Source organism: Serratia sp. NA_13 (assembly GCF_052691735.1).
On the sequence record NZ_JBQZFV010000001.1, the window covers coordinates 297,394 to 311,070 of the forward strand.

A 13,677-nucleotide genomic window follows, 5' to 3' on the forward strand; every position below is an offset into this window, starting at 1 on the left:
AAATATTACTGGGCTGGTGCCGGAGCAGGGGCTGCGTCAGGCGCCGGCGTTTCGACCGGGCCAGGTGCCCCCAACAGGCCGAAGGTGCCGATGAACTCTTGCAGCGACATCTTGTTACCGTTCAGATCAACCTGGTTGTCGGCGTAATGGAAGCTGCTGCCGATCACCCCGTCTTTCAGGGTAGTCAGTTTGAACATCTGACCCATGGCCGCCAGACCCTGCACCTGCTGCTGTGCCAGTTTCTGTGCTTCTTCGGCGCTATAGCCTTGCAGTAACGCGGTTTGCGAAGTGGTTTCGGTCGCCATCGCCACTGGAATGCTCAGATTAGCGTCCAGTTTTTTCACTGAACGGGCAATCAGCTGATCCGGTGATTCTGCCGGGGAACCGACTTGCGCAGGATCTGTCAGGTCCAGGTTCAGGGTAAAGGTACTTTCGCCTTTACTGTTTTTCCAGCTCAGCGGTGCAATGCTGATGCTTGGGTTACCCTTCAACAGCAGCGGCAGGTTCTGCAGCAGGATATCGGTGGTTTGTTGCTGGTAGGCAACCGGATCCATGGTCTGCGCCTGTTGCAGCATCTGCATAGCCTGCTGGTTGTAACGGTCGGCAAACTCTTTCAGCGATTTGGCGTCCAGCTTGTTGATTTTCAGTGACAGTTTGCCAGAACCGAAGTCGCTGTTCTGGATCTTCAGCGCGTCCATGGTGTAATCAATCTGGCCATTCAGGTTAGTGTCTTTCTCACCGAATTGGCTCGCCAGCTTGAAGCCTTCCAGCGTCAGGGTCTCTTTACCGTCAACGGCAACCTTGATCTGTTTTATCTCCATGTTCTGGTTGCCCAGGCTGAGATCGAACTGCCCGGCGTGGGACTGGCTTTTCAGCGAGAAGCCCTGCAACTGAACCTGCTCGGTCTGACCAAACTGGTTCGGGCCGCTGATCACCGCGTTGTCGCTGTTGGCGTCCAGAGTGATGGCTTTCATATCGCGGGACACGTCGGCATTGATGGTCGCACCGCTAAATTTCAGCGAGGACTTGTCTTTCTGGTATTCCAGCGGGATCACGTTAATGGCTGACGAAGTATCACCACTGTAGGAGATGCGGGAATCGGCGGTGAACAGCGCTTTGCCCTTGGTGATTTCAAACAGGCCCTTGGTGGCTGGGGTATTTTCCAGTTCGGTATGCACCGACGCCATGCTTGGCAGCAGGTTGAATTTTTTCAACTGGGCAAACGGGAAGGGACCATGGTCGATGGTTTCCATAAACGCCACTTCATCACCGGCTTTCAGCGGAGCATCGTCGGTGGTGACGCTGCCATCGGCGCGCAGGACATAGCGAATTTTACTGCTGAAAATACCGCGTTGGTAATTTTCATAACCCAGTTTGACGCCGGCTTTCGGCAGATAGGCTTTCAGTTGGCTGTTGGCGTTATCAACCACTTCACCCATCCGTTGTTCGATCAGTTTGCCGGTGTACCAGGAAGCCCCAGTCCATGCTGCGCCAATAACCACAATGACGCCAACAGCGACTAACGATTTTTTCATAGTTCTGTTCATCCTTATTAAGCCATCTGTCTCAAACAGATGGATGGGCAAATTTGGGCCAATAAAAAAACGCCCGCAGGCGTTTAATTGTGAAGGTAAGCCACTCTTTCAGCAACCAATTTGCGGAAATTTACCGAGTGTTTACGACAACTGGTTATAAACGCGAGCGATTCGACCGCTGCCACTGACGCTGACCGGCGATTCGAACGCGCCGATAAAGCAGGATTCACCTGGCTTGAGCACCAGTTGCTGGTCCTGTTTGGTTAATACCGCTTCACCCTCAACGCAGAACACAATGGCTGCACTATTTTGCGTCAGCGCCTGTGGGGCGGCGGAAAGGTCATGCAGTGAGAAAGCGAAGTCTTCCACCGGGATCGGGAAGAACAGTTCGTCACCGCGCTTTTGCGGCTGGGTCAGCAGGCCGGATGCCGGCTGTGGACGGAACTGCAGGTTGGCTAACAGTTCCGGAATATCGATGAATTTAGGTGTCAGACCGGCACGCAGCACGTTGTCCGAGTTGGCCATCACTTCCAGCGCCACGCCCTTCAGGTAGGCATGCGGTGTTTCGGCGTACAGGAACATCGCTTCACCCGGTTGGAGCTGCACCACGTTCAGCAGCAGCGGTGAGAACAGGCCGCTGTCGTCCGGATAAAAACCGGCGATAAAGCGGATGGTGTCCCAGGTTTCGCCCTGTTGGTTATTCAGCGCGGCTTTCAGCACGCCCAGCGCCAGCGATTTCTGCTCGCCGTTCATCGCCAGCAGGCTGGCAAACAGGGAAGACAGATGGCTGACATCCGGCTGTTGCAGGAAGGCGGCGATATCATGATGGGCACCGGCGATCGGCTGCAGCAGGGAAACAATGTCTGACAGTTCGCGGAAGCCATTCATCGCCAGGAAAGGCGTCAGGGCGAACACCAACTCCGGCTTGTGGTTAGGATCTTTATAGTTGCGTTCAGCTGCGTCCAGCGGAATACCGGCGGCGTTTTCTTTGGCAAAACCCGTTTCTGCTGCCGATTTGCTCGGGTGCACCTGAATCGATAGCGGTTGATCGGCACACAGCACCTTGAACAGAAACGGCAACTCACCGAAGCGGCGGGAAACGTCGGCACCCAGATGTTTGGGCTGATCTTCATCAATGACGTCGCGCAACGAGCGCAAATTGCCATCGGCACCGGCCACGCGGGAGCTGCTTTTCGGATGAGCGCCCATCCACAGCTCCGCCATTGGCTGCCCTTGTGGGTTGGCGATGCCATAAAGCCGGGTTAACGCGTCGTGGCTGCCCCATGCGTAGTTTTGCACTGCGTTGGTCATTTTTTGCATCTTGATAAACATCCTTTGCGTTCGCCGCCAGGGGCGGTAGTAGCTGACTGTTAAAAACCTTGTGCGCCTTATCCTACACGCGAACTGTGGCGTATAAGCCGGACGCGAACAAACAAGTGGCCCAAGGCCGGCAAAGTATAACGTGATAGCAACCGGCGTCACAATTGTGCCCTCGGTTACAACAGAGCAAACGGAGTTTAAAAAAACGCCAATGCGTTTGCTGTTGAATATATCTTCTGGAGGAAAGTGCAGGTCTGAATATTTTGGCCCATATCACTACCGTATATTTCAAACTGTGTTTTTTGCATTTAATTATTACCGGCTGAATATATTTCTTATCATAATTATTCCGTTTCTATGGGCAACCACACGGCTAGCTAAATTTAATAGGCAGTGCCGCTATACAGGGCTCGTCTATAAACCCATTTGAATATTATTAATGATGAGGCGATGATGAAAAAATTGTTACTGGCCCTGTTGCTCTGTACTTCCGGTGCCAATGCGGCCGTGATGGTGACTCATGCCTATGGTTATGGGATTGCCCGGCCGGTGATCATAGCGCCACGTCCGGTGGTGGTAGTCACGCCGGTGCCAGTGGTGGTGTCTGCTGCGTCGGTGGTGGCAACATAGGTTGCTCACCCGGTTGCTGTAGGGGCAGGTGTCTATCGCCACAATGAACGTCAGGACGCTTATGATGAAATCAATCATCTACAGGACCAGAGAATTAATGCATATAATCAACATCACCATTAATCTTCTGACTGAAAATAAATAATCAGAGCGCCAGACGGCGCTTTTTTATTACCGACGTACATCGGGTAGACCAGAAAATTCACCAACCAATAATGGCCGTACAATAAACGGGGCATACGGAGGAAAAATGCTGTGAGCCAACTCTCTTAATGCGAATAGTTATTATGTCACTATACTGTTTGGGGTGTGCCGGCGGGCATGGGTGCGTTGGCGTAATCGTACATTTTTAGGAATTGTACTAAGGAGATCGTGATGGCAGCCGTTCGTATTGAAAAAGACTCTATGGGACCGATTGAAGTGCCGGCCGATCGGCTATGGGGAGCGCAAACTCAGCGTTCTTTGGAGCACTTCCGTATTTCTACTGAAAAGATGCCGACCGCCTTGATCCATGCGCTGGCGTTGACCAAACGCGCGGCGGCCAATGTGAATATGGACCTGGGGTTGCTGCCCGCCGAGCGTGCCAATGCCATTATCAGCGCCGCCGATGAAGTGCTGGCGAACCTGCATACTGAAGAATTCCCGTTGTCGATTTGGCAAACCGGCTCCGGTACCCAGACCAACATGAACATGAATGAAGTGCTGGCCAACCGCGCCAGTGAGCTGTTGGGCGGGCTGCGGGGCGAAGAGCGTCGGGTGCACCCGAACGACGACGTCAACAAGAGCCAGAGTTCCAACGACGTGTTCCCGACCGCGATGCACGTGGCCGCGGTGATCGCGGTGCGTGAGCATTTGATCCCCGAACTGAAAGTGCTGCATAAAACCCTGAGCGACAAGGCAGAGGCCTATCGCGATATCGTCAAAATTGGCCGTACCCATTTGCAGGACGCGACCCCGCTGACCCTCGGCCAGGAGATTTCCGGTTGGGCAGCCATGTTGGCGCATAACCTGCAGCATATTGAAGCCAGCATCCCGCATATCTGTGAACTGGCGCTGGGCGGTACCGCCGTGGGTACCGGCTTGAACACCCATCCGGAATACGCGGTTCGCGTTGCCAAAGCGCTGGCTGACCTGACCGGGCAGCCGTTCGTTACCGCGCCCAACAAATTTGAAGCGCTGGCCACCTGCGACGCATTGGTGCACGGCCACGGTGCGCTGAAAGGGCTGGCGGCTTCGCTGATGAAAATTGCCAACGATGTACGCTGGTTATCCTCCGGCCCGCGTTGTGGAATCGGGGAAATTTCTATTCCGGAAAACGAACCGGGCAGTTCCATCATGCCGGGAAAGGTCAACCCAACCCAGTGCGAAGCGATGACTATGCTGTGCGCACAGGTGCTGGGCAATGACGTAGCGGTGAACATCGGCGGCGCTTCCGGCAACTTTGAGTTAAACGTGTTCCGGCCGATGGTGATCCACAACTATTTGCAATCCATTCGTCTGCTGGCTGACGGTATGCAGGGCTTTAATGAGCATTGTGCGGTGGGCATCGAACCTAACCGTGACCGCATCAGCCAGTTACTGAATGAGTCCTTGATGCTGGTGACCGCGCTCAATACCCATATTGGTTATGACAAAGCGGCAGAAATCGCCAAGAAAGCACACAAGGAAGGCCTGACGCTGAAAACCTCGGCGCTGAAGCTGGGCTACCTGACCGAAGAAGAATTCGACCTGTGGGTACGCCCGGAAGACATGGTCGGTAGCATGAAAAAGTAATTGATTGCGTCAGCGGCAATGGGCTTACTTGGGTAAGCCCTTAGCTTGCTGACAAAGCAGGAAAAAGCGTGGTTTTTCCTGCTTTTTATTTATCGACCTCTACTCGCTCTGGGCAGGAATGAGGTTTGTCATCAGTCTGTGGGCTTACTTGGGTAAGCCCTTTTTTTGGAAAAAAATAAATGTCACGTACCGAGCGTTTACTCGACCTGATGCAGATCCTGCGACGGCATCGCTACCCGGTTGCCGGCCATGCGTTGGCGCAAGAAATGAATATCAGCATGCGTACGCTGTACCGCGATATCGCCACGCTGCAACAGCAAGGGGCTGAGATTGTCGGCGAGGCGGGGGTCGGTTATGTACTGCGGCCCGGGTTTATGTTGCCGCCACTGATGTTCTCGCAGCATGAAATAGAAGCGCTGGTGTTGGGAATGCGTTGGGTGGGGCGTCGTGGTGACAACCAATTGGCCGGTGCGGCCAATAATGCTCTGGCCAAAATCGCCGACGTTCTGCCTGCTGCACTACGCAATGAGTTGGAGGCCAGCACCCTGCTGATTGGCCCGGTAGATCTGGTGAAGGTGGCAGACGAAACGCTGGTGCTGATCCGCGAGGTGATCCGCCAGGAACGCAAACTGGTGGTGGATTATTGCGATCGAGACGGTAACCCTAGCGAACGTATTCTCTGGCCCTTTGCTCTGGGTTATTTTGAACAGGCACGGATGTTGGTTGCCTGGTGTGAGCTGCGCCAGTCATTTCGCCATTTCCGCCTCGACCGTATCCGTCTGGCGACGCCGTTGGCGCAACGTTATCCCCGTGGCCGCCGTTCGCTGATGAAAGAGTGGCATGAGGTTCAGGGCATTGCGCCACAATAATTCTTCGCTGCTGCCAAAAACTGTCAGTAGAGCGCTTTAGCCTTGGGTTATCGGGAGCCGGCCGGTTCCCCTCAGCCAAGAGGTTACAGCGATGACAACTCCAAACATGACCCTTCTTTATGTTGATAACCCAGAAAACAGCGCCGCTTTCTACCGTCGATTATTGGGGCAGTCACCGGTGGAGCTTTCGCCCACTTTCGCGCTGTTCGTCTTGAGCAACGGCCTAAAACTGGCTATGTGGTCGAAACATAGCGTCGAACCTGCCGCAGCGGCGACCGGTGGGGGCGGCGAAATCGGCTTTATGTGCGAATTGCCGCAGCAGGTGGACGTGCTCTATCAGCGGTGGTGCGAACAGGGGCTGAAGGTGATTCAGCCGCCAGTGATGCTGGACTTCGGCTATAGCTTCGTTGCCTGCGATCCGGATGGCCATCGTCTGCGGGTATACAGCCTCAGCGAGTAGGAACGTCGGTATATAAATGCAGCCGTTTGACCAGCAGCCGCAGCGGTCTGGCATCCGGCTTGTATTTATGTTTGACCGCCGCGACGTCGTAATTGAGTAATTCGCCAATCTTCGGTACCTGAGCACCGTTTTCTACCTGGCACAGGGCAATCAGCGGCAGTGGGCAGGGGTGTTGCACCTGTTTTTGCTGCGGCTGATACCACACCCGGGCGATGGGTTGCACTTTTACCGGCCGTTTGATTTTCAACACGGCCTGCTGTGGCAGGCGGCTGACGTCGTCGATCTCACGGCTGACCAGTTCGGCCCATTGCTCGCGATTATAGGGGGGCACGGCGCGTCCGGCCTTCAGGCTCTTTTCCAATTGAGCCAGAATGTCGTCGCGTTTCACGTTCTTGATAATGTGCTTGTTTGCCCAGCCAAAACGCACCGAGTCCGGATTGGTTAAAAGGGTGAGGGTACGATAGGCACTAAGGGTGATTAAGCCATGTAGATGAGTGTGGACAAAGTCAAAACGTTGCTCTGGTGCCAGGCCAGAGTCGACGGTGATGATCTGTTCCAGTTCGGCCTTCAGCCGGTTAATCAGGGCAATTTGCTGTTGCAGCGCCAGGTATTCAGGTTGTTCCACCGCCAGACAAATCACACCGGGCAGGCGCACAGCCGCTTTGCTACTGATGTTGTGCTTGTTGTGATGGATAAACAGCCGCTGATAGTGTTCCAGCGCCAAATCGCGAGCGGCCAGGCCAACATGCTGTTCGACGGCAATCTGCGCCACCGTGTCATGTTCCTTGCCTTTCTCGATTTCGGGCAGGCTAAACACCCGCCCAGCCAGCAAGTGCAATGGCTGGATCTGCTGGTGGAGACCCGTTAGCGCCTGTTCCAGTTCGCTGAAGCAAGCATTCATCCTACCGATTAAATCGTATTTATCCATCACGCGCTCCTATTTTAGTTACAACATACAATAAGAGAGTAGTAAACGAAAGGGCAACATCAGCAACGGTGTTAACGGCAATACCGAGCTGTCCAGCCAGGCAGCGTTTTTAGGGGAGTTACCGCCTGCCTCTCGTGCAGGCGGTAAGGCAGGGATTAAACGCGGGTCGCTTCCGGCAGTTTCTTCAGGTAATGCACCACCAACAGGGCCAGCAACAGCATCACGCTGATAAAGGCCACCACGCCATTCCAGCCGAAACTGTGCCAGAACACGCCACCGAGGGTACCGGCGACGCTGGAACCCACGTAATAACAGAACAGGTAAAGTGAAGATGCCTGGCCCTTGGCGCGGCGCGCGCGGCGACCAATCCAACTGCTGGCAACCGAGTGGGCAGCAAAGAAACCGGCGGTGAACAGCATCATGCCGATAAAAATAACCGCTACCGGTGCCAGTGCGGTAATCAGGATCCCGATCAGCATTATCAGGGTCGACGCCAACAGCACCGGCCCGCGGCCGAAACGTGAGGTCATAGCACCGGCTTTCGGCGAACTGTAAGAACCGGTCAGGTATACCACCGACAGCAGACCTACTATCGCCTGGCTGAGGTGATAAGGCTCCGACAGCAGGCGGTAGCCAATATAGTTGAACATGGTGACAAAACTGCCCATCAGCAGAAAACCTTCGGCAAACAGCAGCGGTAAGCCTTTGTCGTGCCAATGCAGGCGGAAGTTTATAAGCAGGGTGCGCGGACGCAATGAACTGGCACGAAAATGTTTTGATTCGGGCAAAATGCGCCAAAACATGCAGGCCGCGGCCAGCGCGAACAGACCGATCACCGCCAGCGATACCCGCCAGGAGAAGAAGTCGGTTAGCACCCCCGTCACCAGGCGGCCGCTCATACCGCCGATGGAGTTACCGCTGATATACAGTCCCATCGAAAAGGCGACAAAACTGGGATGGATCTCTTCGCTCAGGTAGGTCATGCCAACGGCGGCGACGCCACTTAACGAAAGGCCAATCAGTGCGCGCATCAGCAGAATGCCATGCCAACTGGTCATAAAGGCGCAAATCAGGGTGCAAATAGCCGCCAGCAGCAGCGCCACTACCATCACTGATTTACGGCCGATGGCGTCGGACAGCGGGCCGGTAAACATCAGACCGATCGCCAATAGCCCGGTAGAAACCGACAGCGACAGACTGCTTTGTGCCGGGGAGATGCCGAAGTCCTGAGACAGAACTGGCAGGATAGGTTGCACGCAATACAGCAAGGCGAAAGTGGCAAGGCCGGCGGAAAATAACGCCAGAGTGACGCGCATAAACTGCGGTGTTCCGCGTTCGATGTAGGGAAGTTTGTTAATGGTGGAACGTTGGGTTTTTGGCGCAGTGGCCGCGTTATCGTTGGCGGCCCGCGTCGACGGCATATCGGCCGCAGAGCGCACAGGGGTTGTCACAGTCTTTCCTTACCGAACATCGGGTATATATCAACACATTATGAATTAACAAAATCATAGGGAGAGGGCAGTTTTTTGTCTAATATATTAATAATTAAAATTGAGATGTTTAAAGTATGAATATCGAATTGAGGCATCTGCGTTATTTTGTCGCCGTGGCGGAAGAGTTGCATTTTGGTCGTGCCGCAGAACGTCTGCGTATTTCTCAGCCGCCGCTCAGCCAGCAAATCCAGGCGCTGGAGGAAATGGTCGGCGCACGCCTGCTGGCGCGCAACAACCGCAATGTCAGCCTGACCCAGGCGGGGGAATTGTTTCTGAAAGAGACCTATCAGGTGCTCGATCAGGTGAATCGCGCTGCCGAGAAAGCGGCACGGTTGGAACGTGGCGAACTGGGCGAATTGACCATAGGTTTCACCTCGTCGGCCCCCTTTATCAGCGTGGTATCGCGCAGTCTGCGAGCTTTTCGTCAGCAGCACTCACAGGTGCATATCAAGATGCGCGAAGTGAACACCAAGCAGCAGATTGAACCCTTACTCAATGGCGAGCTGGATCTGGGCGTGATGCGCAACACCCGCTTACCGGACGTGTTAAAGCATCAGCTTTTACTGTGTGAACCCCTGGTGGCGGTGGTACCGGAAGGGCATCCGTTAACCCATGTGGCACCCGGTACGTTACGCTTCCACCATCTGGCGGAAGAACCTTTTGTTTTTTTCTCCCGTGAAGTGGGAACCGCGCTGCATGACGAGATTTTGTCGCTGTTGGCCAAAGCGGGGATCACCCCTTATATCACCCAGGAAGTCGGTGAGGCGATGACCATTATCGGCCTGGTTTCCTCCGGATTGGGCATCTCGATTCTGCCGGCGTCTTTCGCACGGGTTAAAATCGACGGGGTGCAATATTTACCGCTGGCGGAACCTGAGGCGACGACCGAAGTTTGGTTGGTACATCATCGCCAACGCCCCCTGACAGCTGCGGCCAAATCCCTGATGGCGTTACTGTTACCCTGAAAGCCAACTGGGTAAATAAAACGCAATCCGCAGGCAAAGTAGGGTGAATTTGTGCAGCAAATCACATAACGAATCAAATAGTTGACGCTGTATTACAAAAGCCCCACCATAGCCGATAGTCTTTATTTAGAAGCGCGAAAAATAGTAGGAGCAGGTTTGTGATTGCGGTTGGGCAGCCTGGGCATATCGATCAAATCAAGCAAACAAATGCAGGGGCAGTTTATCGGCTAATCGATCAACTGGGCCCAATTTCGCGCATCGAACTGTCAAAACGGGCGCAGCTCGCTCCCGCCAGTATCACCAAAATCGTCCGTGAACTGCTGGAAGCCCATCTGGTTAAAGAAACCGAGTTCCAGGAAGTCGGCAGCCGTGGTCGTCCGGCGGTTGGGCTGGTGCTGGACACCGAAGCCTGGCACTACCTTTCCGCCCGTATCAGCCGTGGCACCATTACGCTGGCGCTGCGCGATATCAGCAGCAAACTGGTGGTGGAGGAGTTGTTGCCACTGGCCGCTGAACACCCCGACCCACTGTTAAAACGCATTCTTGCTGAAGTCGACCAGTTCTTTATCCGCCATCAAAGCAAGCTTGAACGCCTGACGGCGATCGCCATTACGCTGCCGGGCATGGTTGACGCGATTTCCGGCGTGGTACACCGTATGCCGTTTTACGATGTCGAAGATATGCCATTAGGCCCGGCGTTGGAAACGCGTACCGGTCTGCCGGTTTACCTGCAACACGACATCAGCGCCTGGACCATGGCCGAAGCCTTATACGGCGCTTCGCGCGGCAGCCAAAACGTGATTCAGGTGGTGATCGACCACAACGTTGGCGCTGGGGTGATCACCGGTGGCAGGGTGCTGCATGCCGGTAGCCGCAGCGTGGTCGAGATTGGCCATACCCAGGTCGATCCTTACGGCAAACGCTGTTACTGCGGCAATCACGGTTGCCTGGAAACCGTCGCCAGCATCGAAAATATGCTGGAAATTGCTCGTGCGCGCCTCGGAAGCTCAATGAGCTCCAGCCTGCACGGGGCACCGTTGACGGTCGAGTCTCTGTGTGATGCGGCGCTGGCGGGCGACCAACTGGCGAAAGACATTATCCTTGGGGTGGGGCACAGCGTGGGCCGCATCCTGGCGATCATGGTTAACCTGTTCAATCCGGAAAAAATCCTGGTCGGTTCCCCGCTGAACCGGGCGGCAGAAATTCTACATCCGGCCATTGCCTCCTGTATACGTCAGCAGTCGCTACCGGCCTACAGTGAGCAGATTCAGGTGGAGCCCACTCAGTTCTTCAATAAAGGCACCATGCCCGGCGCGGCACTGGTGAAAGAAGCGTTATACAATGGTTCGCTGCTGGTGCAGTTGCTGCAAGGGTAGGCTGCGCCCCAAAAAGCCGTACTCTGCGTTGTCGGCCTTGAACGTAGACCCGCTATGCTCAGCATCCGCCGCCTTGATTACGGTTTTTTGGGTCTGCGACGGTGCCACGGTCAATCATGGGGCACAGCCTTTCACCAATCAGTAATTCTTATCGTTTAACGACAAAAGGTTGAGCTACCTCAAGCCCCGTCTCCCCGGCATCCTCTAGACTTTTCCCGTTCGTCGCTTTCGCCACATTCTTGGCGACTTTTTGGTTAACGGTGCATCTCGGGGCAATTAATTCATGTTAACGCGTTTATTTGTTACAGGTACGGATACCGATGTCGGTAAAACCGTGGTTTCCCGCGCTTTATTACAGGCGCTTGCTGCGCAGGGCCGTTCTGTGGCCGGCTACAAACCTGTCGCTACGCGCTGTCAGGAAACCAGCGAAGGCCTTCGCAATAAAGACGCTTTGGTGTTGCAGGCATCTTCGACCATGGCGCTGTCGTACCAGGAAATTAATCCCATTACCTGTCTGGAAGAGGTCTTTCACGCGCAACCTACCAAGGATACCGACTACGGCGTGATGAGCAGTGGGCTACAACATTTGTTCACCAAAGCCGATACCGTGGTGGTAGAAGGGAGCGGCGGCTGGCGCGTATTGATGAACGATATGCGGCCTTACGCCGAATGGGTCATTCAGGAACAACTGCCAGTGGTGCTGGTGGTGGGGATCAAACTGGGCTGCGTCAGCCACGCTTTGTTAACGGCGCAGGCGATCATAAATGACGGTTTGCCGCTGCTGGGCTGGGTTGCGAACCGCATCAATCCGGGGCTGGCACACTACGCCGAAACTATCGATGCGATGCAGCAACGCATTCCTGCGCCGCTGCTGGGTGAAATCCCTTATCTGCCACGTGCCGAACAGCGTGAACTGGCGCGCTATCTGGATATCTCGCCACTGCTAAACCGCTAGGCATTGTGATAGACCGACACCGAACGTAAGCCGCGTGAGACGGTGGTGGCGATCACACAGGCCAACAAAATACCCGGTAGCAGGGTATATTCCCCGGTCATTTCGAACACCATCAGCGCCGCCATAATCGGCGCGTGGGTGGTGGCCGCCAACAGCGTTGCCATGCCGGTTAACGCCATCAGAATCGGTACCGCACTGCCCAGCTCCGGCCAGATGGTGCAGAGTTGCCCAACTAGCGAGCCGAGCGCCGCCCCGACAAACAACGTTGGCGTGAACACACCGCCAGGCGCACCGGAGCCACTGCTGGCGAGCACCGCCAGCAACTTGCAGATCAGAATGGCGCCTACCAGCAATACGCCGGGCGGCGCACTGAGCAGCGACTGCACCACGCTGTAGCCATTGCCCCATACCTCAGGAAACAGCAGCGACAGCAGCCCGACAATCAGTCCACCTAATGCCAATTGCAGCGGCGGTTTTAGCCGTAGCGAACGGAATGCACGACCGGAAGAAGACATTGCCCACAGGAACAACGGGCCACAGACCCCGGCCAAAACGCCGAGTAGCGCCATCAACAGATATTGCACCGGCCAAGGGGCAGGCAGCGGCTCTACCAGATACAGCGGCGCCTGACCGCCGTTGAGCAAATTGGTCACCAGCAGGGCGCTGACGGCGGCAATCACCACCGGCCCCAATGAGGCCAGCATCAGGGTGCCAAACAGAATTTCGGCGATAAACAGACTGCCGGCCAATGGGGCATGATAAGCGCTGGCCATACCGGCTGCGGCACCGCAGGCCACCCACAGCTTCCACTCTTTCTCATGGGTGAAGCGCTGGGCAAAGACGGAGCCTACCAATGCCGCCAGCAGGATCATCGCGCCTTCGCGGCCGATAGCGCTGCCGCTGGAGACCACCAGCAGTGAGGCCAGGCATTTCACCAGGCTGGCGCTAACGTCCAGGCGGCCATCACCGGTTTCAATCGCTTCCATATAGTCGGTTGGGGCAACCTGTCGCTGGTGCTGATAGCGCTGATAAACCCACAATAACAGGCCGGCCGCCAGCCCACCCAACGCCGGGGTTAACGCTCTACGCCAGCCAGGTAACGCAGCGGCGGCGGCCACCAGGCTACCTTCTTCGTGATCGAGCAGTAACCATTCCAGCCCGAGCATCGCTCGGTGAAACAGCCAGACCACCAACGCAGCGGCAATACCAAGAAAGATGGCGATAAACAGGCGGCGCAGCAGGGCGCGATAGTGGTGCAGGTGGACCAATCGTTTCATGCGTCAGTAAAATCGTGAGAAAAATGAAAGGTTCAGCTGAACATTGTGCTTGCCGGCCCGGCCGAAGGCCAGTGAATATTTACAGATTCGCCAGCA

General features: G+C 55.3%; 12 protein-coding genes. 7 read left to right on the forward strand and 5 right to left on the reverse strand.

The features are described 5' to 3' along the window. Positions 1-5 precede the first annotated feature (5 nt). Entirely contained in the window at positions 6-1,535 is a 1,530-nt protein-coding gene (locus ACUTSU_RS01400) for a YdgA family protein (protein WP_445651480.1), read from the reverse strand. 141 nt (positions 1,536-1,676) lie between these two features. Beyond that, positions 1,677-2,855 carry a mannose-6-phosphate isomerase gene (gene manA / locus ACUTSU_RS01405; protein WP_445651481.1) on the reverse strand — a complete coding sequence of 393 codons (1,179 nt, stop codon included), beginning with the start codon at positions 2,853-2,855 and terminating at the stop codon, positions 1,677-1,679. A 450-nt stretch (positions 2,856-3,305) separates the two neighbouring features. On the opposite strand from manA, the gene ACUTSU_RS01410 reads away from it, so the two are divergent. From ACUTSU_RS01410 to ACUTSU_RS01425, 4 genes are all read left to right on the forward strand, one after another. After that, positions 3,306-3,485, forward strand: a complete 180-nt coding sequence (locus tag ACUTSU_RS01410) for a hypothetical protein (protein ID WP_445651482.1) — start codon at positions 3,306-3,308, stop codon at positions 3,483-3,485. A gap of 375 nt (positions 3,486-3,860) precedes the next feature. Beyond that, positions 3,861-5,258 (forward strand): class II fumarate hydratase, encoded by a 1,398-nt coding sequence (fumC, locus tag ACUTSU_RS01415; RefSeq protein ID WP_445653670.1) that lies wholly within the window; start codon positions 3,861-3,863, stop codon positions 5,256-5,258. A 179-nt stretch (positions 5,259-5,437) separates the two neighbouring features. Continuing rightward, positions 5,438-6,127 (forward strand): helix-turn-helix transcriptional regulator, encoded by a 690-nt coding sequence (locus ACUTSU_RS01420; protein WP_445653671.1) that lies wholly within the window; start codon positions 5,438-5,440, stop codon positions 6,125-6,127. A 91-nt stretch (positions 6,128-6,218) separates the two neighbouring features. Beyond that, positions 6,219-6,587: a VOC family protein gene (locus ACUTSU_RS01425; RefSeq protein ID WP_445653672.1), complete on the forward strand. Its 369-nt coding sequence runs from the start codon at positions 6,219-6,221 to the stop codon at positions 6,585-6,587. On the opposite strand, the gene tus is transcribed toward ACUTSU_RS01425, so the two are convergent. Together tus and ACUTSU_RS01435 are read right to left on the reverse strand one after the other, a co-directional pair. Continuing rightward, positions 6,577-7,515, reverse strand: a complete 939-nt coding sequence (gene tus, locus ACUTSU_RS01430) for a DNA replication terminus site-binding protein (protein ID WP_445653673.1) — start codon at positions 7,513-7,515, stop codon at positions 6,577-6,579. The two genes, ACUTSU_RS01425 and tus, sit on opposite strands and share 11 nt — an antisense overlap. 155 nt (positions 7,516-7,670) lie before the next feature. Next, positions 7,671-8,936 carry an MFS transporter gene (locus tag ACUTSU_RS01435; RefSeq protein ID WP_445653771.1) on the reverse strand — a complete coding sequence of 422 codons (1,266 nt, stop codon included), beginning with the start codon at positions 8,934-8,936 and terminating at the stop codon, positions 7,671-7,673. Between the two features lie 146 nt (positions 8,937-9,082). On the opposite strand from ACUTSU_RS01435, the gene ACUTSU_RS01440 reads away from it, so the two are divergent. From ACUTSU_RS01440 to bioD, 3 genes are all read left to right on the forward strand, one after another. Further along, complete coding sequence (locus ACUTSU_RS01440; protein ID WP_445653674.1) at positions 9,083-9,973, forward strand: LysR substrate-binding domain-containing protein; 891 nt, start codon at positions 9,083-9,085, stop codon at positions 9,971-9,973. Positions 9,974-10,131: 158 nt separating this feature from the next. After that, positions 10,132-11,349 carry a sugar metabolism global transcriptional regulator Mlc gene (gene mlc / locus ACUTSU_RS01445; protein ID WP_445651488.1) on the forward strand — a complete coding sequence of 406 codons (1,218 nt, stop codon included), beginning with the start codon at positions 10,132-10,134 and terminating at the stop codon, positions 11,347-11,349. A gap of 283 nt (positions 11,350-11,632) precedes the next feature. Next, positions 11,633-12,304 carry a dethiobiotin synthase gene (gene bioD, locus ACUTSU_RS01450; protein ID WP_445653675.1) on the forward strand — a complete coding sequence of 224 codons (672 nt, stop codon included), beginning with the start codon at positions 11,633-11,635 and terminating at the stop codon, positions 12,302-12,304. On the opposite strand, the gene clcB is transcribed toward bioD, so the two are convergent. Further along, complete coding sequence (clcB, locus tag ACUTSU_RS01455) at positions 12,301-13,581, reverse strand: voltage-gated ClC-type chloride channel ClcB (protein WP_445651490.1); 1,281 nt, start codon at positions 13,579-13,581, stop codon at positions 12,301-12,303. The two genes, bioD and clcB, sit on opposite strands and share 4 nt — an antisense overlap. Positions 13,582-13,677: the final 96 nt, after the last annotated feature.